This is a genomic window from Agrococcus sp. TF02-05 (genome assembly GCF_017565345.1).
GTDB classification, from domain to species: domain Bacteria; phylum Actinomycetota; class Actinomycetes; order Actinomycetales; family Microbacteriaceae; genus Agrococcus; species Agrococcus pavilionensis.
This window is the reverse complement of record NZ_JAGEKO010000001.1, coordinates 83,507-107,815: the sequence shown is the minus strand read 5'-3', so window position 1 is coordinate 107,815 and position 24,309 is coordinate 83,507. Positions and strand designations below refer to the sequence as shown.

27 protein-coding genes are annotated in these 24,309 nt (G+C 74.2%); 15 read left to right on the top strand and 12 right to left on the bottom strand.

Annotation, left to right across the window (positions count from 1 at the left end; translation table 11 throughout):
* Positions 1-11 precede the first annotated feature (11 nt).
* Together JQT67_RS00550 and JQT67_RS00545 are read left to right on the top strand one after the other, a co-directional pair.
* Complete coding sequence (locus JQT67_RS00550) at positions 12-530, top strand: metallophosphoesterase (RefSeq protein ID WP_208063067.1); 519 nt, start codon at positions 12-14, stop codon at positions 528-530.
* Positions 531-586: 56 nt separating this feature from the next.
* Positions 587-2,026, top strand: a complete 1,440-nt coding sequence (locus JQT67_RS00545) for a serine/threonine-protein kinase (RefSeq protein ID WP_208063066.1) — start codon at positions 587-589, stop codon at positions 2,024-2,026.
* Between the two features lie 53 nt (positions 2,027-2,079).
* Here the strand turns inward: JQT67_RS00545 and JQT67_RS00540 are convergent, their stop codons facing one another.
* Complete coding sequence (locus tag JQT67_RS00540; protein WP_208063065.1) at positions 2,080-2,829, bottom strand: alpha/beta fold hydrolase; 750 nt, start codon at positions 2,827-2,829, stop codon at positions 2,080-2,082.
* Complete coding sequence (locus JQT67_RS00535; RefSeq protein WP_021009391.1) at positions 2,826-3,248, bottom strand: GNAT family N-acetyltransferase; 423 nt, start codon at positions 3,246-3,248, stop codon at positions 2,826-2,828. The genes JQT67_RS00540 and JQT67_RS00535 overlap by 4 nt, the downstream gene beginning before the upstream one ends.
* A gap of 66 nt (positions 3,249-3,314) precedes the next feature.
* Between JQT67_RS00535 and JQT67_RS00530 the strand changes: the two genes are divergently transcribed.
* Complete coding sequence (locus JQT67_RS00530) at positions 3,315-3,797, top strand: pyridoxamine 5'-phosphate oxidase family protein (protein WP_208063064.1); 483 nt, start codon at positions 3,315-3,317, stop codon at positions 3,795-3,797.
* 77 nt (positions 3,798-3,874) lie between these two features.
* On the opposite strand, the gene JQT67_RS00525 is transcribed toward JQT67_RS00530, so the two are convergent.
* Positions 3,875-4,444, bottom strand: a complete 570-nt coding sequence (locus JQT67_RS00525) for an ASCH domain-containing protein (RefSeq protein WP_243755485.1) — start codon at positions 4,442-4,444, stop codon at positions 3,875-3,877.
* A gap of 40 nt (positions 4,445-4,484) precedes the next feature.
* On the opposite strand from JQT67_RS00525, the gene JQT67_RS00520 reads away from it, so the two are divergent.
* From JQT67_RS00520 to JQT67_RS00510, 3 genes are all read left to right on the top strand, one after another.
* A complete protein-coding gene (locus tag JQT67_RS00520; RefSeq protein ID WP_208063063.1) occupies positions 4,485-5,003 on the top strand; it encodes a hypothetical protein in 519 nt (172 codons plus the stop codon).
* Positions 5,004-5,020: 17 nt separating this feature from the next.
* On the top strand, positions 5,021-5,815 hold the full coding sequence (locus tag JQT67_RS00515) for a thioesterase family protein (RefSeq protein ID WP_208063062.1): 795 nt from the start codon (positions 5,021-5,023) through the stop codon (positions 5,813-5,815).
* 79 nt (positions 5,816-5,894) lie between these two features.
* Positions 5,895-7,391, top strand: coding sequence for a sodium:alanine symporter family protein (locus JQT67_RS00510; RefSeq protein ID WP_021009386.1), 1,497 nt, complete (start codon positions 5,895-5,897; stop codon positions 7,389-7,391).
* Between the two features lie 12 nt (positions 7,392-7,403).
* On the opposite strand, the gene JQT67_RS00505 is transcribed toward JQT67_RS00510, so the two are convergent.
* Positions 7,404-8,273 carry a hypothetical protein gene (locus JQT67_RS00505; protein ID WP_021009385.1) on the bottom strand — a complete coding sequence of 290 codons (870 nt, stop codon included), beginning with the start codon at positions 8,271-8,273 and terminating at the stop codon, positions 7,404-7,406.
* 34 nt (positions 8,274-8,307) lie between these two features.
* Here JQT67_RS00505 and JQT67_RS00500 point away from each other — a divergent pair, with 34 nt between their 5' ends.
* Positions 8,308-8,676 carry a DUF2255 family protein gene (locus JQT67_RS00500; protein WP_031223179.1) on the top strand — a complete coding sequence of 123 codons (369 nt, stop codon included), beginning with the start codon at positions 8,308-8,310 and terminating at the stop codon, positions 8,674-8,676.
* 12 nt (positions 8,677-8,688) lie between these two features.
* On the opposite strand, the gene JQT67_RS00495 is transcribed toward JQT67_RS00500, so the two are convergent.
* Entirely contained in the window at positions 8,689-9,357 is a 669-nt protein-coding gene (locus JQT67_RS00495) for a thioredoxin domain-containing protein (RefSeq protein ID WP_208063061.1), read from the bottom strand.
* Between the two features lie 65 nt (positions 9,358-9,422).
* Here JQT67_RS00495 and JQT67_RS00490 point away from each other — a divergent pair, with 65 nt between their 5' ends.
* Entirely contained in the window at positions 9,423-9,710 is a 288-nt protein-coding gene (locus JQT67_RS00490) for a DUF1905 domain-containing protein (RefSeq protein ID WP_208063060.1), read from the top strand.
* 71 nt (positions 9,711-9,781) lie between these two features.
* Positions 9,782-11,959 carry a protealysin inhibitor emfourin gene (locus JQT67_RS00485; protein WP_208063059.1) on the top strand — a complete coding sequence of 726 codons (2,178 nt, stop codon included), beginning with the start codon at positions 9,782-9,784 and terminating at the stop codon, positions 11,957-11,959.
* 2 nt (positions 11,960-11,961) lie between these two features.
* Here JQT67_RS00485 and JQT67_RS00480 read toward each other — a convergent pair whose 3' ends face one another.
* Entirely contained in the window at positions 11,962-13,677 is a 1,716-nt protein-coding gene (locus tag JQT67_RS00480; RefSeq protein WP_307864129.1) for a thiamine pyrophosphate-dependent enzyme, read from the bottom strand.
* Between the two features lie 198 nt (positions 13,678-13,875).
* Between JQT67_RS00480 and JQT67_RS00475 the strand changes: the two genes are divergently transcribed.
* A complete protein-coding gene (locus tag JQT67_RS00475) occupies positions 13,876-14,574 on the top strand; it encodes a lysoplasmalogenase family protein (RefSeq protein WP_208063058.1) in 699 nt (232 codons plus the stop codon).
* Between the two features lie 3 nt (positions 14,575-14,577).
* Here the strand turns inward: JQT67_RS00475 and JQT67_RS00470 are convergent, their stop codons facing one another.
* Positions 14,578-15,471 carry a LysR family transcriptional regulator gene (locus JQT67_RS00470; protein WP_021009378.1) on the bottom strand — a complete coding sequence of 298 codons (894 nt, stop codon included), beginning with the start codon at positions 15,469-15,471 and terminating at the stop codon, positions 14,578-14,580.
* 64 nt (positions 15,472-15,535) lie between these two features.
* Here JQT67_RS00470 and JQT67_RS00465 point away from each other — a divergent pair, with 64 nt between their 5' ends.
* Positions 15,536-15,817, top strand: a complete 282-nt coding sequence (locus JQT67_RS00465; RefSeq protein WP_021064837.1) for a GNAT family N-acetyltransferase — start codon at positions 15,536-15,538, stop codon at positions 15,815-15,817.
* A 3-nt stretch (positions 15,818-15,820) separates the two neighbouring features.
* On the opposite strand, the gene dhaM is transcribed toward JQT67_RS00465, so the two are convergent.
* From dhaM to dhaK, 3 genes are read right to left on the bottom strand one after another with little or no spacing between them, the layout of a single operon-like run.
* Positions 15,821-16,507 (bottom strand): dihydroxyacetone kinase phosphoryl donor subunit DhaM, encoded by a 687-nt coding sequence (gene dhaM, locus JQT67_RS00460; protein WP_208063057.1) that lies wholly within the window; start codon positions 16,505-16,507, stop codon positions 15,821-15,823.
* Positions 16,504-17,124 carry a dihydroxyacetone kinase subunit DhaL gene (dhaL, locus tag JQT67_RS00455; RefSeq protein ID WP_021064836.1) on the bottom strand — a complete coding sequence of 207 codons (621 nt, stop codon included), beginning with the start codon at positions 17,122-17,124 and terminating at the stop codon, positions 16,504-16,506. Before dhaL ends, dhaM begins: the two co-directional genes overlap by 4 nt.
* Complete coding sequence (gene dhaK / locus JQT67_RS00450; protein WP_021009374.1) at positions 17,121-18,125, bottom strand: dihydroxyacetone kinase subunit DhaK; 1,005 nt, start codon at positions 18,123-18,125, stop codon at positions 17,121-17,123. The genes dhaL and dhaK overlap by 4 nt, the downstream gene beginning before the upstream one ends.
* Before the next feature lie 235 nt (positions 18,126-18,360).
* On the opposite strand from dhaK, the gene JQT67_RS00445 reads away from it, so the two are divergent.
* Together JQT67_RS00445 and glpK are read left to right on the top strand one after the other, a co-directional pair.
* Complete coding sequence (locus JQT67_RS00445; RefSeq protein ID WP_374222113.1) at positions 18,361-19,092, top strand: MIP/aquaporin family protein; 732 nt, start codon at positions 18,361-18,363, stop codon at positions 19,090-19,092.
* Between the two features lie 74 nt (positions 19,093-19,166).
* A complete protein-coding gene (glpK, locus tag JQT67_RS00440; RefSeq protein ID WP_208063056.1) occupies positions 19,167-20,678 on the top strand; it encodes a glycerol kinase GlpK in 1,512 nt (503 codons plus the stop codon).
* A gap of 57 nt (positions 20,679-20,735) precedes the next feature.
* Here glpK and JQT67_RS00435 read toward each other — a convergent pair whose 3' ends face one another.
* Together JQT67_RS00435 and trpD are read right to left on the bottom strand one after the other, a co-directional pair.
* Entirely contained in the window at positions 20,736-21,680 is a 945-nt protein-coding gene (locus tag JQT67_RS00435; protein ID WP_208063055.1) for a hypothetical protein, read from the bottom strand.
* Between the two features lie 7 nt (positions 21,681-21,687).
* Positions 21,688-22,743, bottom strand: a complete 1,056-nt coding sequence (gene trpD / locus JQT67_RS00430) for an anthranilate phosphoribosyltransferase (RefSeq protein WP_208063054.1) — start codon at positions 22,741-22,743, stop codon at positions 21,688-21,690.
* A 69-nt stretch (positions 22,744-22,812) separates the two neighbouring features.
* Between trpD and JQT67_RS00425 the strand changes: the two genes are divergently transcribed.
* Positions 22,813-23,457, top strand: coding sequence for a heme-copper oxidase subunit III (locus JQT67_RS00425; protein WP_208063053.1), 645 nt, complete (start codon positions 22,813-22,815; stop codon positions 23,455-23,457).
* A gap of 7 nt (positions 23,458-23,464) precedes the next feature.
* Entirely contained in the window at positions 23,465-24,280 is an 816-nt protein-coding gene (locus JQT67_RS00420) for a c-type cytochrome (RefSeq protein ID WP_307864128.1), read from the top strand.
* The last annotated feature ends 29 nt before the right edge of the window (positions 24,281-24,309 follow it).

Genomic DNA, 24,309 nt, shown 5'->3' with positions numbered 1-24,309 from the left:
AGGATGGCGCGGTGACGACCCGCCTGCTGCTCCTCAGCGACACGCACCTGCCGAAGCGCGCGAAGGCGCTGCAGGAGCAGGTGTGGCGGCTCGTCGACGAGGCGGATGCGGTCGTCCACGCGGGCGACTGGGTCGCGGAGTCGTTCCTCGACGAGCTCGAGTCGCGCGCCCGGCGGCTGATCGGCGTCGCGGGCAACAACGACGGGCCGGCGCTGTGGGCGCGGCTCGGCGGCGAGGCGCGCGTGGAGCTCGACGGCGTCCGCATCGCGGTCATGCACGAGACCGGGGCGGCCGCCGGGCGCGAGCGCCGCTGCGACGAGCGCTTCGGACCGGGTTCCGCCGAGCCGTGCGACGTGCTCGTCTTCGGCCACTCGCACATCCCGTGGGACTCGGTCACGCCCGGAGGCGTGCGGCTGCTCAACCCGGGCTCCCCGACCGACCGGCGCCGCCAGCCGGTCGGCACCGTCATGACCGCGACGGCCGACGACGGGCAGCTGCGCGATGTGCGGCTCGTCGAGACGCCGCGCTGACGTGGAGGGGATGCTCGGGTTGCCCGCGTAGCGTCCCTCGCGGACAGGGGGACGCGATGATCGCGACAGGAGCCGATCCGCTCGCGCCGGGGCGGCTGCTCGCCGAGCGCTACCGCATCGGGCCGATGCTGGGCTCGGGCGGCACCGCGGCCGTGCACCGAGCGACCGACGAGCTGCTTGGGCGGACGGTCGCGGTCAAGGCCGTCGTGCGCCCGGTCGGCGACGACGCGGCCGAGCGCCGCGAACGGGCCGAGATCGAGCTGCTCGCCTCGCTGCACCACCGCTCGCTCGTGACGCTCTTCGATGCGGGCAAGGCGCTCGTCGACGGGCTGCCTGTCTCGTTCCTCGTGATGGAGCTCGTCGAGGGGCCGAGCCTCGCGCAGCGGCTCGACGAGGGGCCGCTGCCGCCGGCCGACGTCGAGCGGCTCGCGCGCGACCTCGCAGAGGCGCTCGCGGTCGTGCACGCGCACGGCATCGTGCACCGCGACGTCAAGCCCGCGAACGTGCTCCTCTCCCCCGCTCCGCTGCACCGCGGGGCGTTCGACGCGAAGCTCGCCGACTTCGGCATCGCCGCGCTCGTCGGCGGCGAGCGGCTCACGGCGACGGGCACCGTGCTCGGCACCGCGGCGTACCTGAGCCCCGAGCAGGCGACCGGCACGCGCGTCGACGCCGCCTCCGACATCTACTCCCTCGGCCTCGTGCTGCTCGAGGCGCTCACCGGTCGGCGCGAGTACCCCGGCTCGCTCGTCGAGTCGCTCAGCGCGCGCCTCGCGCGCGACCCCGAGATCCCCGGCGAGCTCGGCTACCGCTGGAAGTCGCTGCTGACCGCGATGACGACGCGAGACCCGGCGCAGCGGCCGAGCGCGGCGGCCGTGCTCGAGCGGCTCTCCGCGCCGGAGGCGAGCGCCGACGCGACGGCAGCGACGACCGCTGCCGCGGCTGCCGCGCTCGGCGCGTCGGGCGCGATCGCAGCCGGGGCGACCGCCGCCTCGAGCGCCGCAGCTGCCGATGCGACGCAGCGCTTGACCGCGGAGGCGGCCGTGACGACCGCCCGCACCGCGGTGGCCCCGCCGCGACGACGCAGGCGCAAGCGCGGGCTCGTGCTCGCCGCGGGCCTCGTGGCCGCCGGAGCGCTCGTGGCGATCCCGGTGCTCTCGCAGCAGCCGAGCTCGACGGCGAAGTCCCCTGTCGAGATCGAGCTCGCCGACCTCCCCGGGCTCGTGCCCGATCCCGGCGTCGCCGAGCCCGCGCTCACCGAGCCCGAGCAGGTCGCGGAGCCTGCCCAGGAGCCGGTCGTGGAGCCGGAGCCGGCGGTCGTCGTGACGCCCGTGGACGATGGCCCCGGCAACGGCAACGGCAACGGCAACGGCAACGGCAACGGCAATGGCAATGGCAATGGGAACGCCGGCAACGGCAACCCCGGCAACGGCAACAGCGGCAACGGGAACGGGAACGGCAACAGCGGCAACGGCAACGGCAACGGCATCCGGCCGTAGCGCCGCGCCCGTCCGCGAGGTCGCGAGGAGCGGAGCGGACGCCCGGGCGCGCGTCAGGCCGTGTGCGCCAGGATCGCCGACGCGACCGCTCGAGGCGCGGTGTGCTGCACGGCATGCGGATGCCCGGGCACGTGCACGAGCCGGGCTCGCGGCGCGCGATCGCGCAGCTCGCGGCTCCAGCGCAGCCCCGCGATCGGGTCGCGCTCGCCTCGCACGACGAGCAGCGGCACCTCGAGCCGCTCGACCGCCCGCTCGAGCGGGTAGCCGATCATGTGCCGCAGCTGCACGAGGTACCACGCGGGCCCCGCGCGCACGTAGTCGCTCAGGATGACGGCGTTGCCGCTCGGCGGCTCGCGGAGCCCGTCGACGAGCAGCGCCCTCGCCTGCGCGGTCGGCGTGCGGTGCCGGTGATCGGCGACGGGGCCGATCGCCACGACGAGCGAGACGAGCTCGGGCCGCTGCAGCGCGAGCTCGACGACCCACTGCGCGCCCATCGAGTGGCCGACGAGCACGATCGGGCCGGTGCCGAGCGAGTCGAGCGCCTCGCCGAGCGCTCGGGCCATCGTCGGCACGTCGACGTCGCGATCGGGCTTCGGCATCCCGCCGAAGCCGGGCAGGTCGACCGACACGACGCGCGCACGAGCGGCGAGCACGCCGTGCAGCCGCGCGAAGTAGCGCCGCGAGACGCCGATGCCGTGCACGAGCACGACCGTCGGCAGCGTCCGGTCGGGTGCCCACGCATCCGCCGTCAGCCGGAACGCGAGGTCGCCGACGTCGACGCGGTGCGCGCGCCGGCGCCTCACGCGGCGTCCGGGCCGGGCAGGTCGAGCGTCATCCCGAGCGGGTCGCCCGTCGCGGCGGCGAAGCCGAGCTCCTCGTAGACCGACACCGCCTCGGGGCTCGAGAACAGGCCGACGACCGCCTCGGCCGGCGCCTCGGCGCGCACGTGGTCGAGCAGCCGCTCGACGATCCGCGTGCCGATGCCCTGCTCCGACGCATCCGGGTCGACCATGACGTCCTGCACGTACCAGTAGCGCACGCCGTCGCCGACGAGCCGGCCGACGCCGACCGGGCGGTCGCCGTCGCGCACGACGACGCCGTGGAGCGAGCGCTCGAGCGAGCGGTCGATCGTCGCCCAGTCGAAGTGGTCGAGCCAGCCGACCGCCTCGGCGACCGCGCGCTGCTCCGCCGCGGTCGGGATGCGGTCCTCGAACGTGATCATGCCGCGACCCTAGGCCACTCAGCCTGAGTCCAGGCCGCGTCCAGGGCCCGATGCGAGCGTGAGGGCATGACCGATCACACCGATCAGCTCAAGACCATCACCGACATCATGCGCTCGACGAAGGTCGCGTCGCTCGCGTACGTCTCGCAGCAGGGCGACCTCGTCTCCGTGCCGATGGGCACGCAGGACTTCGAGCACCCGCACACGGTCTGGTTCCTGACCGAACGCTCGACCGAGAAGGTCGCCGCGATCGCCGCCGACCCGCGCGTCAACGTGCACTACGCGGGCAAGGGCGGCTGGGTGTCGCTCGCCGGCACGGCGCGCTTCGTCGACGACCGCGAGAAGCTGCGCCAGCTGTGGGATGCGTCGGCGGATGCGTTCATGAGCGGGAAGCCGGAGGACCCCGACAACGGCCTGCTCGAGATCACGGCGTCGAGCGCCGAGTACTGGGACTCCCCCGGCGCGGTCGCCGTCGCGGTGCAGCTCGTGAAGGGCATCGTGAGCGACGAGCAGCCCGACATGGGCGAGTCCGGCGTCGTGCGCCTCTGAGCCCGCCCCTGCTCATCGAGGAGGCCCGGAGGGCCGCATCGAGGTGATCGCTGGTCTCGATGCGCCGGCTGCGCCGGCTACTCGACCAACGGGTGGTGCGCGCGCTGCGCCGGCTGCTCGACCAACGGGGTGGCGTCGGCGAGCTCCGGCGGCCAGACGACCGCGAAGCGCTCGAAGACGATCTCGTCGTCCTCCGACCACGTCGCGCCGCGCGCGGCGGCGGTGCGCGTCCAGTATCGGCGGTGCTCGCGCTGCCACGACTCGAGCGAGCGGTCGTCCTCACCCTCGTCGGCCGCGAAGGCGGCGTCGGCGCTGCCGAACGGCCCGATGCGCAGCTCGACGCTCCGCAGGATCGCGCGCGGCCGGCCGGCACCGTCGCACGCGATCCAGTGGGAGCCGACGCGCGGCAGCTGCTCCCCCGCCGCGACGAACTCAGCGACGAGCTCGGAGGTCGCGCGCTTGCCGCCCTCGAGCACGAGCGCGAGGAGCGCGTCGGCGAGCTCGGCCGAGTCGCCGAAGCCCTCCACGGTGTGATCGGGCGTGCCCGCGACCGCCTCGGGGTGCGCCTCGGCGTAGGCGGCCCACATCGCCGCGGCGGCGTCTCGGTCGGGGGCGGCGGCGGGCACCCGGGCGCTCTCGGCGGTCATGCGCTCCATCGTGCCAGACGAGAGCGCATACGATGCCCGCGTGCCGACCGATGCCGACCTCGCCGCCGTGGAGCGCGCTCGCGCGCTGCTGGGCGCGATGGCCGAGCGGCTCGCCGAGGCCGGCGCTCGAGACGAGGCGCTCGCGGAGCACGTCGAGCCGAAGCCGCTGCTCGGCATCCCGCGGCGGCCCACGATGCGCTCGCTCGGCCGCGCGTGGCGGCTCGGCGCGCTGCTCGTCGAGCGCGACGGCTCGGCGTGGCAGACCGGCATCTCGACGCGCGTGGCCGAGCCCGGCCGCCCGCAGTTCCACTCCGCCTCCGTCGAGCAGCGCCGCGCCTACCGCGCGGCCGCGCTCCAGGGCCGCTTCCCGATGGGCGAGACGGTGAACCACGGCGTCCGCCGCATCCCGATCGACGAGTCGCTCATCGGGGGCCCCGGACCGCTCTTCGTCGAGGACGGCGAGGCGCTCGTGCGCTGGGGCGCTGACGCGCCCGTGCCGCTCGAGCGCTACCTCGACGACCTCGCCGACCTGCTGCTGCACCCGCCGCAGGGCGCGTAGCGGCTAGCGTCGGAGGCATGCAGCCCAGCGATGCCTACTTCGTCGCGCTCGGCGACGGCCACTACCGACCCACCGAGCACGCGGTCGGCGCGTGGCAGGAGGGCGAGATCCACTTCGCGCCGCTCGCGGGCCTCCTCACCCACGCGGTCGAGCGCCACCGCGCCGACGTCGGGGCCGCGTCGCTGCGGCTCGGCCGCATCGCCTTCGACATCCTGGGCTTCCTCGCGCTCGAGGACGTCGCGGTGCGGGTCGAGACCCGCCGCCCGGGCCGCACGATCGAGCTCACCGAGGCCACCGCATCCATCGCCGGTCGCGACGTCGCGATCGCCCGCGCGTGGCACAGCGTCGAGGTCGACACGCGCGCGGTCGCGGGCGGCGAGGCCGAGCCGCTCCCCGCGCCCGAGGCGATGCGCCCGTCGGCGTTCGCGGCCGAGTGGGGCGGCGGCTACGTGCGCTCGGTCGAGCTGCGCGTCGCGGGCGACGGCGCGCCCGGCCGCAACCGCGCGTGGAAGCGCACGACGCATCCGCTCGTCGAGGGCGAGGAGGCGAGCGCCCTCGCGCGCTGGATCGGGCTCGTCGACGGCGCGAACGGCATCGCGGTGCGCGAGCGGCCCGACGCGTGGATGTTCCCCAACCTCGACCTGACGATCCACCTCCACCGCGAGCCGGAGGGCCCGTGGGTCGGCTTCGACACGCGCGTCGCCTTCGGCCCGACCGGTCAGGGCGAGACGCACACCGCGCTGCACGACGAGCGCGGGCACGTCGGCCACGCGTCGCAGACGCTCACCGTGCGGCCGACCCCGACGCGCTGACGGATGCGCGGGGCACGTCGCGCGCGGAGGTAGGTTTGCACCCTACGCACGACGAGACCCGCGAGGAGACCGACCGACGATGGACCTGACGCCGCTGCAAGCCGTCCTCGACAGCCTGAGCGGCATCATCTGGGGGCCGTTCCTGCTCATCCCGCTGCTCGTCGGCACCGGCCTCTACCTGACGATCCGGCTCGGCGGGCTGCAGTTCCTCAAGCTCGGCGCGGGCCTGCGCCTCGGGCTCCTGCGCCGCAAGGACGACGGCGCCGAGGGCGACATCTCGCAGTTCCAGGCGCTCACGACCGCGCTCGCCGCGACCGTCGGCACCGGCAACATCGTCGGCGTCGCGACCGCGATCGGCATCGGCGGCCCCGGCGCCCTCTTCTGGATGTGGGTCACGGGCCTCGTCGGCATGGCCTCGAAGTACACCGAGGCCTACCTCGCGGTGCGCTTCCGCACGACCGACGAGGCGGGCGAGAAGTCGGGCGGCCCGCAGCACTACCTGCGGCGCGGCATCCCCGGCCCGCTCGGCCGCGTGCTCGCCGTCTCGTTCGCGATCTTCACCGTCGTCGCGTGCTTCGGCATCGGCAACATGACGCAGGGCAACTCGATCGCCTCGAACGTCGAGTTCAGCTGGGGCGTCCCGACGTGGGCGACGGGCATCGTGCTCGCGGCGCTCACGCTCGTCGTGCTCGTCGGCGGCATCAAGTCGATCGGCCGCGTCACGGCCGGCTTCGTGCCGGTCATGATCGTCTTCTACGTGCTCGGCGGCCTCTGGATCCTCGGCGCGAACGTCACGGCGCTGCCCGCCGCGCTCGCGCAGGTGTTCACGGATGCGTTCACCGGCACGGCCGCGATCGGCGGCTTCGCGGGCTCGGCGCTCATCATCGCGGTGCAGATGGGCGTCGCGCGCGGCCTGTTCTCGAACGAGTCGGGCCTCGGCTCGGCCGCGATCGCCGCCGCCGCGGCCCGCACGACGCACCCCGTGCGGCAGGGCCTCGTCTCGATGACGCAGACCTTCATCGACACGCTCATCGTCGTGAGCATCACGGGGCTCACGATCGTCGTGACCGGCGTGTGGGACGACGTCGACGAGGCGGGCGAGCAGATCAGCGCCGCGCTCATGACCGGCGAGGCGTTCTCGACCGGCCTCCCGGGCGACTGGGGCCACTGGGTCGTGACGATCGGGCTCGTGATGTTCGCCTACTCGACGATCCTCGGCTGGTCGTACTACGGCGAGCGCAACGTCGAGCGGCTCTTCGGCCGCCGGCTCGTCATGCCCTTCCGCGTGCTGTTCTCGCTCGTCGTCTTCGTCGGCTGCACGACCGAGCTCTCGCTCGTGTGGACCTTCTCCGACATCGCGAACGGCCTCATGGCGCTGCCCAACCTCATCGGCCTGCTCATCCTCTCGGGGCTCGTCGCGCGCGAGACGCGCCACTACTTGCGGCACGACCCGCGGCTCGAGGCGTCGAAGGACGAGATCGAGGCGTTCATGGCCGATCAGCCGGGCTGGGCCGACTGGAAGGCGGGCGACGAGATCGGCACCTCGCGCATCGACCTGCGCCGCGCGCCCCGCTGACGCGCGGCGGCGTCAGGGCTGCGCGCAGCGCGCGACGACCCACGCGAGCAGCGCGTCGCGCTGCGCGTCGGGGCTCGGCAGCAGCAGCTCGGCCGGCGCGCCGCCGATGCTCACCCGGACGCGGAAGATCGTGCCCTGCTTGTCCTCCGCGATCGCGTGCGCGTCGCAGCGCCCGGGCGTGAGGGGCACCTCGACGACCGACGCCCCGCCGCCCGGCTCGAGCGCGATGCCGACGGGGAGCGACTCGATGCGGTTCCCGGATGCGTCGACGGGCGCGAGCAGGACCGTCGGGCCGACCTCGACGACGGTGCCGCCCGCGGCGCCCTCCCCCGCCACGGGGTCGAGCTCGAGCCGCACGGTCGCCGGGCCCGACCCATCCGCCGGGATCACCGGATCGAGCCAGCGCACGCTCGCGACCTCGCGCTCGAACGCGCGCAGCGCGCACGCGGCGTCGTCGATCGACTCGAGCTGGCCGAGCGGGTCGCCGGGCGCGCCCTCGACCGCCCGGCCGTCGGCGAGCTCGAGCATCGCGCGGTGCTCGAGCGGCCCCTCGTCGCACGTCGGCTCGGGCAGCTGCAGCCGCAGGTTGCGCGAGGCGCCGGGCGGCACCGCGTCGCTCTCGGCGCGCTCCATCGGCGCGCTCCACCGGCTCGACTCGTAGACGGCGCGCGCGACCTCGAGCGCGGCCTCCCCCTCGTTCGTCACGCGCAGCTCGATGTGGCCGCTCGCGACGTCGCCGCGCAGCTGCACGACCTCGAGCACGACGCTCGCGTCGGCCGCCGGCACCGGGCTCGGCGCCGGCCCCGGCGTGCCCGCGCAGCCCGCGACCGCGACCAGCGCGACGAGGCCCGCGACCGCCGCTGCGCCTCGCCGCTCGAGCATGGCGCTCATCCTGCCACTGCGCGAGGATGGCGGCATGAGCGCGCCGTGGGACCCGGAGGACCTCGCCGCGATCGGCATGACCGAGGAGCTGCACCTCTCCTCCCGGCGCGCCGACGGCAGCCTGAGCCCCGCGATCACGATCTGGGCGGTCGCGATCGGCGGCGAGGTGGTCGTGCGCTCCGCCTACGGCGCGCAGAACGGCTGGTACCGCCGGGCGCTCGAGCGCGGCGCGGGCCGCATCCGCTGCGGCGACGTGGAGCAGGACGTCGAGATCGACGACGGCTCGGGCCTCGACCAGCGCGCGATCGACGACGAGTACCGGCGCAAGTACGCGCGCTTCGAGCCGCCGATCGTCGCGACGGTCGTGGGGCACGCGCACACCCTGCGGCTGCGGCCCGCCTGAGCCGCGGGCGGGCTACTCGGCGAGCGCCGCCTCGATCGCGGCCTCGAGGTCGCCGTAGTCGCGCAGCTGCAGCTGCTCGCCGTCGACGTAGAAGGTGGGCGTCGACGGCACGCCGAGCGCGATGCCGGCGTTCGCGTCGAGCGCGACGCGGTCGAGCGTCGCGTCGGCCGCGACCGCCTCGTCGAACGCCTCGAGGTCGAGTCCGAGCTCCTCCGCGTAGCCGCGGAACGTCGCCTCAGCGCCGTCGGCGCCCGCCCACTCCGACTGGCGCTCGAACAGCAGCGCGTGCATCTCGGCGAACGCGCCCTGCTGCGCGGCCGCCTCGGCGGCGACGGCCGCTGGGATCGCGTTCGGGTGGCTCGGGAGCGGGAAGTAGCGCACCGCGAACGTCACCTCGTCGCCGTGGCGCTCGACGAGGTCGTCGACGATCGGCGCGAACTGCCCGCACGCGGGGCACTCGTAGTCGAAGAACTCGACCACGACCGGCGCGCCCTCGCCCGCGTCCGAGAGCAGGTGGGTCGAGTCGTCGACGAGCTCGGCGGATGCGGCGCTCGAGCCGGGCGCGGGCGCGGACGCGGCGGTCGGCGACTCCCACGGCCGCACGACGAGCAGGGCGACGCCGACGATGAGCACGAGGGCCCCGACGACGGCGGCGATGGAGACGGCGGCGCTTCTGGGCATGGGGTCCAGGCTACCGGCCGGGCTCGGCCCTCCCCCGCGTCGGCGTGCGGCGCTAGCGTGCCCGCATGGAGCTCGAGTTCTCGGCGACCGCGATCGAGTGGCGCGGTCCGGCGCCCTTCGTCTTCGTGCCCGTCCCGCCCGACGAGTCGGAGCTCATCCACGACAGCGCGCGCGAGCTCACCTACGGCTGGGGCGCGATCCCGGTCGAGGCCACGGTCGGCGGCACGACGTTCACGACCTCGCTCTTCCCGCGCGAGGGCCGCTACCTGCTGCCGCTCAAGGTCGCCGTGCAGCGGGCCGAGGGCGTCGGGCTCGGCGACGAGGTGGCGGTGCGGATGCGCTTTGGCCGCTAGGCGGGCGCGAGGCGGTCGGCGGGCGGGCGGTCAGCGGCCCGGAGTAGCATCGCCGCGATCGAGGGGGCGCCATGGGAATCGACGGACGGGGCTTCGCGGAGCGGGTCGGCGCGCTCGGCGCGACGACGGTCCGCCGCGCCGAGCGCGGCATCCACCGGCTCGCGCGGCCGGCGACCTTCGCGCTCGCGCCGCTGCTGCTGCGGCAGGCCAAGCAGCTGCAGTCGGCGCTCGTGTGGCTGCCGGAGCCGCAGGGCCGGCGCTGGGGCACGGTCGGCGAGGCGCGCGGCGGCGAGCCGCTGCGGCTGCTGCTCGTCGGCGACTCGACCGCGACCGGCGTCGGCGCCGACCGGCTCGAGGACGCGCTCGCCGTGCGGCTCGCCGAGCAGCTCGCGGCGCTCGCCGACCGCAGCGTCGAGTGGCGCATCGAGGGGCAGGAGGGCTCGACCTCCGCCGCGGTGCTCGAGCGGCACCTCGCCGTGCTCGACCGGCAGGCGCACGAGCCGTGGGACGTCATCCTCGTGCTCGTCGGCGCGAACGACGCGCTCCAGCTCGCGAGCCGTCGCGCCTTCACCGCGACCGTGCGCACGCTCCTCGAGGGGCTCCGCCGCCACCTCCGGCCCGGCGGGCTCATCGGCGTCGCCGGCGCCCCGCAGATCGACACCTTCGCGTGGCTCCCGCAGCCGATCCGCTCACTGCTCGGCGGGCACGCGCGCAGCCTCGACGACGCGCTGCAGCGCCTCGCCGCCGCGGCGCCCGACGTCGTGCACCTCCCCACGCCCGCGATCCTCGAGCCGCAGTGGCACGCATCCGACGGCTTCCATCCCTCCGGGGCGGGCTACGCGCTGTGGGCGGGCCTCATCGCGCCGGGGCTCCACGAGGCGCTCGGGGCGCGCTCGCCGTCGCAGCTCGCTGGCCGGCGCGGCATCGTGCCGCCCTACCTGCTCGAGCGCCTCGCGGCGGCCGACCTCCCCGCGGCGCGCGTCGCCGCGCAGACGCTCGGCGTCGACCGCGAGGTGCGCGTCGAGCGCGCCGTCGGTCCCCGGCGGCGGGGGCTCGGCGCTCCCGCGCCGGCGCGCGTCCCAGGCGAGCCCTCCCCCGACCGCATCATCAGCGACGCGCGCGGCACGACGACGCTGCCGGGCGACGAGGTGCGTACGGAGGGCGCGCCGCCGACGGGCGACGCGGCCGCCGACGAAGCCTACGACGGCCTCGGGGCGTCGTGGCGCTTGCTGCTCGAGGCCTTCGGCCGCGACTCGCTCGACGGGCGCGGCATGCCGCTGCGCGCGACCGTGCACTACGGCGAGCGCTACGACAACGCGTTCTGGGACGGCGAGCGCATGGTCTTCGGCGACGGCGACGGCGAGGTGTTCGCGGGCTTCACCGGCGCGATCGACGTCATCGGGCACGAGCTCGGGCACGGCGTCATCGCGGCGACCGCCGACCTCGTCTACCGCGACCAGCCGGGGGCGCTCAACGAGTCGATCGCCGACGTGCTCGGCTCGCTCGTCAAGCAGCACTCGCTCGGCCAGGACGCCGAGGAGGCCGATTGGCTCATCGGCGCGGGCGTCTTCACCGACCGCGTGCAGGGCGTCGCGCTGCGCTCGATGGCGGCGCCCGGCACGGCCTTCGACGACCCCGTGCTCGGCGAGGACCCGCAGCCGGGCCACATGCGCGACTTCGTCGTCACGCGCGACGACCTCGGCGGGGTGCACATCAACTCCGGCATCCCCAACCGCGCCTTCCACCTCGTCGCGACGACGATCGGCGGACCGGCGTGGGAGGCGCCGGGGCAGATCTGGTTCGACGCCCTCACGGGCGGCCTCGACCGCGAGGCCGACTTCGCCGCCTTCGCGCGCGCGACGGAAGCGGCCGCCGAGGCGAGGTTCGGTGCGGATGCGCGCGAGACCGAGGCGGTGCGCTCGGCGTGGCGCGCGGTCGGCGTGACGGGCGACGCGGAGCCGGACGCCCCCGTCGAGGACGCCGTGCGCGTCGCCCGCACGGGCGGCATGCTCGGCCGCACGCGCGCGGCGACGCTCGAGCTCGAGATCATCCCGGGCGACGACCGCGAGCGGCTCGACACGCTCGTCGCCTCGGGCGTGCTCGCCGAGCTCGACGGGCGAGTGCTGCCCGACGCGCCGCTGTGGCGCGTGACGATCGAGACGCGCTGCGACGTCACCGTCGCCGAGCCGCTGCTGCCCGACGAGGTGCTCGCGCTCTTCCGCCGGCTGCTCGAGCTCGACGAGCGCTGACGTCAGCCGCGCGACGCGCGCTTCGCGGCCTCGACGACCTCGAGCATGTAGGGCGCGACGACCTCCCGGCTCACGCGGCAGTCGGCGAGGAAGACGCCGTCGGCACCGCTCGCGAGCCACGCCTCGAGGTGGCGGAGGTCGTCGAGCGACTCGATGACCGCGCCCTCGGCGCCGAAGCCGCGCGCGACCGCGGCGAAGTCGACCTGCTCGATGAGCATGGGCTCCTCGGCGACGCCGCGCACCGCGTACTGGTGGATCTCGGCGCCGTAGGCGGCGTCGTTCACGAGCACGATCACGCCGTGGCGCACCGAGCGCACGACCGAGTCGAGGTCGGCGATCCCCATGAGCGCGCCGCCGTCGCCCGAGACGAGCACGATCGTCGACTCGGGCCGCGCGACGCCCGCGCCGACCGCGCTCGGGAAGCCGAGGCCGATCGTCTGGAACGCGGTGCCGACGAGCAGCAGCCGCTCGGGGTCGGCGACCGAGAGGTGGGTGGGCGCCCAGCCGATGAAGTGGCCGCCGTCCGAGACGATCACGCGGTCCTCGGGCAGGATGCGCTCGAGCGCGTGGAAGAGGCTGCGCGGGTCGAGCCGGCCGTCGGATGCGATCGCGTCGCCGGGCTCCCGGTCCCGCTGCGCGCCCGTGACGTCGCCGAAGCCGGCCTCCGTCCAGCCCGCGTCGCCGTGCGCATCCGCGCCCTCCGTGCCGACGAGCGCGACGAGCGCGTCGGCGACGAGCCGCGCGTCGCCGCGCACGTGCTCGTCGACGCGCGGGTTCGTCGCGCCCTCGAGCACGTCGACCTGCACGATGCGCGCGTCGGGCGCGAAGGCGTCGCCGAAGCGCGTCTGGAACTGGTTGAGGCTCGCTCCCACCACGAGCACGACGTCGGCGCGCTCGATCGCCGCGGCCGCTCGCTCGGACGCGAAGCCGCCCGAGATGCCGAGGTGCCGATGGTCGTCGGCGAAGATGCCGCTGCCGAGCACGCTCGAGGCGGTGCGGGCGCCGAGCGCCGCGGCGAGGGCGCGCAGCGGCTCGGCTGCGCCGGCGAGGTGGGCGCCGCGGCCCGCGAGCACGAGCGGCCGCCGCGCCTCGAGCAGCTGCTCGGCGACGCCCGCGAGCTGCTCGGCGTCGATCGAGAGGAAGGGCTCGGCCACGGCATCGGCGGCGGGCTCGAGCGCTGCCTCCTCGACCTCGAGGTGCGCGATGTCGTACGGGATGGCGAGCACGACCGGGCACCGCTCGACGAGCGCGGTCTCGACCGCCCGGCGGGCGGCACCGGCGGCGTCGGCGCGCGTCGCGACGATCGTCGGCGCGCCGACCGCGGTCGCGACCGCGCGCTGGTCGATGTCCCACGGCCGCGGGCCGGCCGTCGGCTGGTCGCCCACGACGAGCACGAGCGGCACGCGCGCGATCGCCGCCTCGGCGAGCGGCGTGATGGCGTTCGTGTAGCCGGGGCCGTAGGTCGTCGTCGCGATCGCGAGCGCGCCGCTCGCCCGGTGGTGCGCGTCGGCCGCGGCCACGGTCGCCGCCTCGTGGCGCACGGTCGTGACGGCCATCGCGCCGCGGCGCACGACGGCGTCGAGGAACCAGGCGTTGCCGTTGCCCATGAGCGCGAACACGACGGATGCGTGGCGCTCGAGCTCGGCGGCGATGGCGGCGGAGACGGTGGTCACCGCGGTCGCGGCGCGGTCGGCGGTCGAGGGGGCGGTGTCGGGCACGGTGCACTCCAGGGGGTCCGGAGGCTCTCGCGGCACGCACGGAGCCTCGAGTCGAGGATCCATGTGTGTCGCGCGCGGAGCGCGTGGTCGCCTTTGTCGTGACCGGCGCCGGGGCGCCTGACGAGTCGATGCTAGCCGAGTCCCCGACACGCGCCCGCGGGCGCGGCCGAGCGCGAGGCCCGTGGTTGCATGGCTGGCATGCCGCAGCTGCCCCGAGCCCTCCGCGCGGGGTTCGCGGTCTCCGGCACGGCGCTCGCGATCAACCTCGTGGCGGCGCTGCTGCTCGACCTCGAGGTCGGCGAGCCGGCGCTGCTGACGCTCGCTCGCGACCTGACCATGTGGCTGCTCGCGCCGCCGATCGCGGTCGCGCTGCTCGTGCTCGGCGCGTGGCGGAGCGCTCCCGGCGCCTGCCACGTCGCGGCCGTGCTGCTGTGCTGGCTCGGCGACGGGCTCGGCTCCGTCACCGGTGAGACGGTCGTGCTGCTCGGCATGTTCCTGCTCGCCGCCGTCGCCTTCCTCGCGGCCCTGTGGCCCTCGCGCCGGCGCTCGCTCGCGTGGGGCTGGGCGGCGATCGGCTACGGCCTCGTCGGCGCGATCTCCGGCGGCGTCATCGCGCTCGGCGCCGGCCCGCTCGCGGTCCCGGTGCTGCTCTACGCGCTCCTCATCGCCGCCGTCGCCGCCTTCGCGGCGATCGACACCGCGGGCCTGCTCGGCGGCCTGCTGCTGCTCTCGAGCGTGCTCGTGCTCGGCATCGGCCTCTTCCTCATCGAGATCCCGGATGCGCTCCGCGCCTTCGCGGTGCTCGTCATGTACGTGCTCGGCCAGGCCCTGCTCGCCGTGAGCCTGCAGCAGCGGCTCGGCCTCGGCCGGGCGATCGCGGCGCCCGAGCGCGCCTGACCCTCAGCGGCCCTCGGCCCAGAGCCGCTGCATCGCCTCGAGCACCGTCAGCACCGCCGGCACCCGCTCGGCGCCGTGCCGGTGCCGCAGCGACACCGTGCGGCCCGAGCCGTCCGAGAGCGGCGCGACGACCACGTCGTCGCGAGTGAGCACGCGCAGCGCCATGTCGGGCAGCAGGGTGACGGAGCCCGTGGCGGCGACGAACGACTGCGCGGCGACGAAGTCGTCGGTCTCGAAGTGGATGCGCGGGGCGAAGCCCGCCTCGGTCGCGAGCGCCTCGAGGTGGGAGCGGCACCGCTCGCACCCGCCGACCCACTCGGCGCCGGCGAGCGACGCGATGTCGACCGGGGCGCCGCTCGCGAGCTCGTGCGACGCGGGCAGCACGATGCGCGAGGGATCGGGCCCGAGCTCGATGCGCGCGAGCTGCACGTCGTCGTGGAGCTCGTCGTACTCGAAGGCGACCGCGACGTCGGCGTCGCCTGCGAGCACCGCGTCGATCGCCTCGGGCGGCTCGAGCTCGATGACGCGCGCGGTGAGCCCCGGCACGGCGAGCCGCGCTGCCGCGATCGAGCGCGGCACGAAGTCGGCGAGCGCGGAGGGGAACGCCGCGATCGTAACGCTCCCGGCGCCCTCGGCGAGCGACGCGAGCTCGGCCTCGGCCGAGCCGAGCAGCCCGGCGATGCCGTCGGCGTGGCGCAGCAGCCGCTCCCCCGCCTCGGTGAGCGTCACGCCGGTCGAGGAGCGCAGGAGCAGCGCTTGGCCGACCTCCTCCTCGAGCAGCCGGATGTGCTGGCTCACGGCAGGCTGCGTCCACCCGAGCACCCTGGCGCCGCCGGAGACGGACCCCTCGCGCGCGACGGTGCGGAAGATCAGGATGCGTCGCGGATCGAGCTGCATGGCTCCAGCATGCCGCACGCTCCCGCCCACGGGGCTCACAGCGCGCGTGGCTAGGCTCGCGGGCATGAGCGAGCAGATCGAGATCGTCGACAACCCCGCGGCGCAGCGCTTCGAGGCGCGCGTCGACGGCGCGCTCGCCGGCATCGCCGACTACCGCGACGCCGACGACGTGCGCGCCTTCCCGCACACCGAGGTCGACCCGTCCTTCGGCGGGCGCGGCATCGGCTCCCGGCTCGTCGACGAGGCGCTCCGCGCGACGATCGCCGAGGGCAAGCGCATCCGGCCGCAGTGCTCGTTCGTCGTCGCGCGCGCGGCGCTCGACGAGTTCGCCGCGCACCGCGCGTAGCCGCTAGCCCTCGCCGAACCCGCTCTCGGCGAGCTCGCGGATCGCCGCGATCGCCTCGTCGGCCTGCGGTCCCGTCGCCTCGAAGCGCGCGGTCGCACCGCGGTCGAGGCCGAGCGCGAGCACGAGCAGCAGGCTCGAGGCGTCGACGCCGTTCACCGTCACCTCCGCCTCGAAGCCGCTCGCGGCGCGCACGAGCAGCGCCGCGGGCCTCGCGTGCAGCCCGTGCTCGTTCTCGAGCTCGAGCTCGAGCACCGCCGCGCCGTCCTCCGGCTCGACGACCGCGCCCCCGCCGGCGGTCGGCTCCGGTCGCGCCGCCCCCTGCGGCCCCGACTCGGCGGCCGCCACGACCTGCTCGAGGCCCGCGCCGCCCTCGGCGGCGACGGCGGCGGCGACCGCGCCCTCGACGAGGGGCGCGTCGGCGATGCGGATGCGCTCGGGCGCCTCGGCGAAGTCGAGGGCGGTCTGGGCGGTCAGCACCGCCGAGCCGAGGTCGCACAGCACGACGACGCCGTCGCCCGAGTCGGCCTCGGCGATCGCGGCCTGCACGCGGTCGAAGCTCGTGCCGAGGCCGCCGTCGTCGGTGCCGCCGGCCGCGACGATCGCGACGCTCGGCGCCATCTGGGCCGCGAGCTCGACGACACCCTCGGCGATGCGAACCGAGTGCGAGACGATCGCGAGCCCGACGGTCACGTCGTCTCCGCCGCCGCGGCGAGGATGAGCGCGGTCGACTCCGCGCCCGGGTCGCGGTGGCCCACGGCCCGCTCGCCGAGGTAGGAGGCCCGGCCCTTGTGGGCGACGAGCGGCTCCGTCGCGACCGCGCCCTCGGCAGCGGCCGCCGCCGCAGCGGCGAGCGCCGCGCGCACGTCGTCGCCGGCCGCAGACGCCGCCTCGACCGCCGGCGTCCACGCATCCACCATCGTCTTGTCGCCCGACTCCGCCTTGCCGCGCGCGACGATGCCGTCGCGCGCCGCCGTGAGCACCTCGACGAGCGCGGGCGCGTCGAGCTCGTCGCGATCGCCAGCCGCCATCGACGCCTTGAGGAACGCCGTGCCGTAGAGCGGCCCCGCCGCGCCGCCGACGGTCGAGATGAGCGTCGTCGCGACGAGCCGGAGCACAGCGGCGGGCGTCGCGCCGTCGTCGAGCGCGTCGAGCTTGCCGAGCACCGCCTGGAAGCCGCGGTCGAGGTTCTCGCCGTGGTCGGCGTCGCCGATCGCGCGGTCGAGCGCGGTGAGCTCGGCCTTGCGGCGCGAGACCTCGGCCGCGACCGCCTCGACCCAGCGCCGCGTCCACGCGCCGTCGAGCGTCACCGGCCCCACCGGAGCGCCGCCGTCTGCACCGGGGCGTCGTAGAGCTCGAGCAGGTCGTCGTCGACCTGCAGGAGCGTGATCGAGACGCCCTGCATCTCGAGGCTCGTGACGTACGAGCCGACGAGCGAGCGGGCGAGCACGATGCCGCGGTCGGCGAGCACCTCGGCCGCGCGGCGGAACACGATGTAGAGCTCGGACTGCGGGGTGCCGCCCATGCCGTTGACGAGCAGCACGACGCGATCGCCCTGCTGGAACGGCAGGTCCTCGAGGATCGGCTCGATGAGTCGGTCGACGATGCGATCGGCGGGCTCGAGCGCGATGCGCTCCCGCCCGGGCTCGCCGTGGATGCCGATGCCGATCTCGACCTCGTCCTCCCCGAGCTCGAAGCTCGGCTCGCCCGCGTGCGGCACCGTGCACGGCGCGAGCGCCATGCCCATCGAGCGCACCCGGCTGTTGACGGTGCGCGCGACCTCGGCGACCTGATCGAGGCTGTCGCCGCGCTCGGCCGCGGCGCCCGCGAGCTTCTCGACGAGCATCGTGCCGGCGACGCCGCGGCGCCCGGCAGTGTAGAGCGAGTCCTTCACCGCGACGTCGTCGTCGACGATGACCGACTGCACCTCGATGCCCTCCGCGAGCGCGAGCTCCGCGGCGGTCTCGAAGTTGAGCACGTCGCCCGTGTAGTTCTTCACGATGTGGAGCACTCCGGCGCCGGCGTTCACGTGCCGCGTCGCCTCGAGGATCGGGTCGGGCGTCGGCGAGGTGAACATCGCGCCCGGCACGGCGGCGTCGAGCATCCCGTGGCCGACGAAGCCGGCGTGCAGCGGCTCGTGGCCCGAGCCGCCGCCCGAGACGAGGCCGACCTTGCCGTTGAGCGGCGCATCGGCGCGCACGACCGCGAACGGCGGGTCGACGATGAGGCGCACGAGGTCGGGGTGCGCCGCGGCGAAGCCCGCGAGCCCCTCGTCGACCGTCTTGCCGGGATCGTTGATGAGCTTCTTCACGACGTCGGTCCTCTCCCTCGGGGTGTCGGTGGCTCACACCGTACGCCCAGGATGCTGATCCCGCGATGGATCTGAGGAAATCGCAACCGGTTTCGCAAGATCGGGCGGTGCGCGGTTAGAGTGTGGCCACCGCTCGAGGGAGCGGTACGGGCAAGGACGCCCGTGGAAGAGAAAGCAGGGACCTGTGGATCTGAACCCCGGCCTGGTATTCCTCTCTGAGCTCGTCGGCACGGCGATGCTCGTGCTGCTCGGCTGCGGGGTCGTCGCGAACGTCGTGCTCAAGGGCACGAAGGGCTTCGGCGGCGGCTTCCTCATGATCAACTTCGGCTGGGGTCTCGCGGTCTTCGCGGGCGTCATCGTGTCGATCTACTCCGGCGCCCACATCAACCCCGCCGTCACGCTCGGCCTGCTCGCGCAGGACCTCGCGACCGGCGCCGACTACGACTGGGCGCTGCTGCCGATCTACCTCGGCGCGCAGTTCCTCGGCGCGTTCCTCGGCGCGGTGCTGTGCTGGCTCGCCTACAAGCAGCACTTCGACGTCGAGGAGGACCCGGGCGCCAAGCTCGGCACCTTCTCGACCGGCCCTGCGCTGCGCTCGACCGGCTGGAACCTCATCACCGAGATCATCGGCACCTTCGTGCTCGTGTTCGTCGTCATCGCGTTCGGGGCGCAGAACGGCGACGCGGATGCGTCGGTGCCGGCCGGCCTCGCGTCGCTCGGCGCGCTCCCGGTCGCGCTCCTCGTCGTCGGCATCGGCGCGTCGCTCGGTGGCCCCACCGGCTACGCGATCAACCCGGCGCGCGACCTCGGTCCGCGCATCGCCCACGCGGTGCTCCCCATCAAGGGCAAGGGCTCGAGCGACTGGGGCTACTCGTGGATCCCGATCGTGGGCCCGATCGTCGGCGGCGTGCTCGCCGGCCTGCTCGCGCCCACGATGATCGCCGGCGTGGCCGGCTTCGCCGCCTGAGCGCCGGAGGGGGACCGTCGGGTCCCCCTCCGCCGTCTCCCCCACCGCATCCGCAACCGAACCAAGGAGCACAGATGACCGACTACGTCATCGCGATCGACCAGGGCACGACCTCGACGCGAGCCATCCTCTTCGACCACGCCGGCAGCATCGTCTCGACCGGACAGCTCGAGCACGAGCAGATCTTCCCCCACGCCGGCTGGGTCGAGCACGACCCGATGGAGATCTGGAACAACACGCGCGAGGTGATCGGCCAGGCGCTCTCGAAGGCCAACGTCACCCGCCACAACGTCAAGGCGATCGGCATCACCAACCAGCGCGAGACCTCCGTGGTGTGGAACAGGACCACCGGCGAGCCCGTCTACAACGCGATCGTCTGGCAGGACACCCGCACGCAGAAGATCGTCGACCGGCTCGCCGACGGCGACACCGACCGCTACAAGAAGAAGGTCGGCCTGCCGCTCGCGACCTACTTCTCGGGGACGAAGATCGTCTGGATCCTCGAGAACGTCGAGGGCGCGCGCGAGGCCGCCGAGGCCGGCGACCTGCTCTTCGGCACGACCGACTCGTGGGTGCTGTGGAACCTCACGGGCGGCGTCAACGGCGGCGTGCACGCGACCGATGTCACGAACGCCTCCCGCACGCTCTTCATGGACCTCGAGTCGCTCGAGTGGGACGACGAGATCCTCGCCGACTTCGGCGTGCCGCGCTCGATGCTCCCCGAGATCCGGCCGTCGTCGGGCGAGTTCGGCGTCGCGGCGTCGGAGTCGCTCCTGCGGGAGACGCCCATCACGGGCATCCTCGGCGACCAGCAGGCGGCGACGTTCGGCCAGGCGGCGTTCGACACCGGCGAGGCGAAGAACACCTACGGCACCGGCAACTTCCTCATCTTCAACACGGGCGAGGAGATCGTCCACTCGAAGAACGGGCTCATCACGACCGTCGGCTACAAGATCGGCGACCAGCCGACCCACTACGCGCTCGAGGGCTCGATCGCCGTCACGGGCTCGCTCATCCAGTGGCTGCGCGACAACCTCGGGATCATCCCGAACGCCCCCGCGGTCGAGGAGCTCGCGAAGAGCGTCGACGACAACGGCGGCGCGTACTTCGTGCCGGCGTTCTCGGGCCTGTTCGCGCCGTACTGGCGGTCGGATGCGCGCGGTGCGCTCGTGGGGCTCACGCGCTACGTCAACAAGGGCCACATCGCCCGAGCGGCGCTCGAGGCGACGGCGTTCCAGACCGCAGAGGTCGTCGACGCGGTCAACGCCGACTCGGGCGTCGACCTCACGGAGCTCAAGGTCGACGGCGGCATGATCGCGAACGACACGCTCATGCAGTTCCAGGCCGACCTGCTGCGCGTGCCGGTCGTGCGACCCGTCGTCGCCGAGACGACCGCGCTCGGCGCGGCCTACGCCGCGGGCCTCGCGGTCGGCTTCTGGGGCTCGCTCGACGAGCTGCGCCAGAACTGGCAGGAGGACCGCCGCTGGGAGCCGCAGATGGATCAGGAGGCGCGCGACCGCACGTACCGCAACTGGAAGAAGGCGGTGCAGAAGACGCTCGACTGGGTCGACGAGGACGTCGAGTGATCGCTGCACCTCAGGGTGCGAAGGGGGCCGCCGCGAGCGGCCCCCTTCCGCGTTCCCTCAGACCGCGCGCTGCACGGGATCGGAGAGCCAGATGACGGCGGCCGCGATCGCGATGACCACCATCGCCGTGCGCGCGGTCGAGACGGCGATCACGACCGAGCACCACCAGTCATCCGCCTCCGAGAGCCGACCGCGCGAGGTCGGCTGCTTCGCGGAGATCGCGACGGCGAGCGCGAGCAGGTCGAGGCAGCAGAGCATCGCGACGACCGCGACCCGCACGCGCGGGCGCTCGCCCGTGCGATGCGCGCGGCCCGAGCCGTGCGGCTCGGCGACGTTCGCGACCGGGAGGAGCGCCCGCATCCACCCGTCGAGCCACCACGCGAGCAGCACGAGGCTCAGCACGAGCAGCAGCGCGGCGCTGCGACCGATCAGCTCGTCGATCGCTGTCCCCTCCTCCTGCCACGGGTTGTCGAACAGCCGTGCGCGGACGGCGGGGAGCGCGCGGGCGAAGAAGGCGGCGCCTGCCATCGCGTAGCCCGTCACGACGACGAGGATCGTGAGCGGGTGCCGCATCCGCACGAGCATCCACGCGACCACGAGCGTGCCGAAGGAGACGAAGTTGATCGCGTCGAGCGCGCCGTAGGTCGAGGCGCCGATGAGCGGCGTCGACTGCAGCAGCAGCACGGCCGCTTGCGCGCACGCGAAGAGCACGATGCAGTAGAAGGCGCCGAAGCGGTAGCTCCGCGAGGCCGGCGCGACGATCGCCGCGAGCACGAGCAGGAGCGCGCCGATGCCGCGCAGGGTGAGCGACGGGGCGAGGTCGGGCGGTCGGTGCAGCAGCAGCGTGAGGCCGTAGCACGACAGCAGCCCGGCGACGGCGAGCGCGACGAGCAGCAGCGATCGCGAGGTGCGGTCGGCCCACGCGAGCGGCCACGAGTGCCACACCTCGGCGCGCGACCACGTCGACTGGCGGTCGGCGCGCTCGATGGTCCGGCTGCTCACCTCGGCATCATGCCGCAGCGGCGGCGCGCCACGCATCGAGCGTGCGCGTCGCGGCCCCGGAGTCGATCGCGGTGCCGGCGACCTCGAGCTCCTCCCGCATGCGCTCGACGAGCGGGCGGTCCTTCTGCCGCGGATCGCCGTCGAGCCGCCACGCGACGAGCGCGGCAGCCGCGTTGAGCAGCACGATGTCGCGCACCGGCCCCGGCTCCCCCGCGAGCGTGCGGCGCAGCACGTCGGCGTTGTGCTCCGCGGAGCCGCCGCGCAGGTCGTCGAGCGACGCGCGGCGGATGCCGAGCTCGCGCGGGTCGATGTCGTGCTCGACGACGTCGCCGCGCGCGACCTCCCAGAGCTCGGAGTGGCCGGTCGTCGTGAGCTCGTCGAGGCCGTCCTCGCCGCGCACGACGAGCGCGGTCGCGCCGCGGGTCGCGAACACGCCGACGAACTGCTCGATGATGTGCTTGTCGGCGACGCCCACGAGCGAGACCTCCGGCCGCGCCGGGTTGACGAGCGGGCCGAGGTAGTTGAAGACGGTCGGCACCCCGAGCGCGGCGCGCACCGGTCCCGCGTGCCGGAACCCGGGGTGGAAGCGCGTCGCCCACGCGAACGAGATCCCGGCGCGCTCGAGGATGCGCCGCACTGCCGCCGGGTCGTCATCGGACGGCACGAGCCCGAGCGCCTCGAGCACGTCGGACGCGCCCGAGGAGGAGGAGACGGCGCGGTTGCCATGCTTGAGCACCGGCACGCCCGAGGCGGCGACGACGATGCTCGCGGTCGTCGAGATGTTGACGGTGTGCTGGCGGTCGCCGCCCGTGCCGACGATGTCGACGACCCGCGTGTCGCCCGGGAGCGGCACCGCGGCCTCGAGGATCGCGTCGCGGAAGCCCACGAGCTCCTCCGCGACGACCCCCTTCGCCCGCAGGGCGATGAGGAAGCCCGCGATCTGCGCCTCGGAGGCGCGCCCGGCGACCACCTCGGCCATCGCCCACTCGGCCTGCCGGATCGCCAGGTCGTCGCCCTCGAGCAGGGTCTCGAGCACGCATGGCCAGGTCAAGAGGCGATCCATGGCTCGAGCCTATCTTTTTGCGCTCGACTGGCTCGTCGGGTCACTACGGCCCGTAGAACTGTCACTAGGATGGGCTTCGTGTCCACTACTGCGCTCTCCTCGTCGCCCTCCGCGCCGATGATCCGCCGGCCGAACACCGTGGCGGTCGGCACCATCGTCTGGCTGGGCAGCGAAGTCATGTTCTTCGCCGGCCTCTTCGCGATCTACTTCACGCTCCGATCCATGTCGGGCGACCTGTTCGCGACCGAGGCCGAGAAGCTCAACGTGCTCTTCGCCACGATCAACACGACGATCCTGCTGCTGTCGAGCTTCACGTGCCAGGCGGGCGCGAACGCCGCCGAGCACCACCAGGTCTTCCGCACCGGTCGAGCGCTGCAGTTCTCGAAGTGGGGCATGGTCGAGTGGTTCTACCTGACCTACGCCATGGGCGCGATCTTCATCATGCTCCAGGTGTTCGAGTACGTGGAGCTCGTGCACCACGGCGTCGCGATCCAGTCGAACTCGTACGCCTCGGCGTTCTACCTGACGACCGGCTTCCACGGCCTGCACGTCACCGGCGGGCTCTTCGCCTTCCTCTTCGTGATCGGCCGCGCCTACGCGGTCAAGCGCTTCGGACACAAGGAGGCGACGAGCGCGCACGTCATCTCCTACTACTGGCACTTCGTCGACGTGGTCTGGATCGGCCTGTACCTCGTCATCTACTGGCTCAAGTAACGGTTTGGTGAGAACGTTGACAGCACGCAAGAAGACCGGACGCCGGCACCCCCTCGCCAGCGCCGCCCTGCTCATGATCGGGCTCGTCGTCGCCGGCGGCGCCTCGGTCGCGGTGAGCACGGTCGCGAACGCCGAGCCCGCCGTCGCCCCGCACGCGCAGCAGCTGACCGCCGAGGACGGCGAGCTGCTCTTCCGCGCGAACTGCGCCTCGTGCCACGGGCTCGAGGCCGAGGGCACCGAGGCCGGGCCGAGCCTCATCGGCGTGGGCGCCGCATCCGTCGACTTCCAGGTCATGACCGGCCGCATGCCGATGGCCTTCCAGGGCCCGCAGGCCGAGCAGCGCGACCCGCAGTTCACGCAGGAGCAGTCCGACGCGATGGGCGAGTACATCGCCGCGCTCGCGCCCGGACCCGACGTGCCCGACGCTGAGTGGCTCGACGTCAGCCAGGTCGACGACGAGGGCATCGCCCGCGGCGGCGAGCTCTTCCGCATCAACTGCGCGATGTGCCACAACGTCGCGGGCGCCGGCGGCGCGCTGACCGAGGGCAAGTGGGCCCCGCACCTGCGCGACATCGACCCCGTGCACGTCTATGAGGCGATGCTCACGGGCCCGCAGAACATGCCCGTCTTCAACGACGCGAACATCAGCCCCGAGCAGAAGCGCGAGATCATCGCGTACCTGAACTACCTCGACGAGAACCCGTCGGTCGGCGGGTTCGACCTCGGCAGCCTCGGACCGGTGTCGGAGGGCCTCTTCATCTGGATCTTCGGCCTCGGCGGCCTCGTGGCCGTCTCCGTGTGGCTCACCTCGAGGCCCAACTGATCCATGGCGAACGACAACGAGAGGAACAG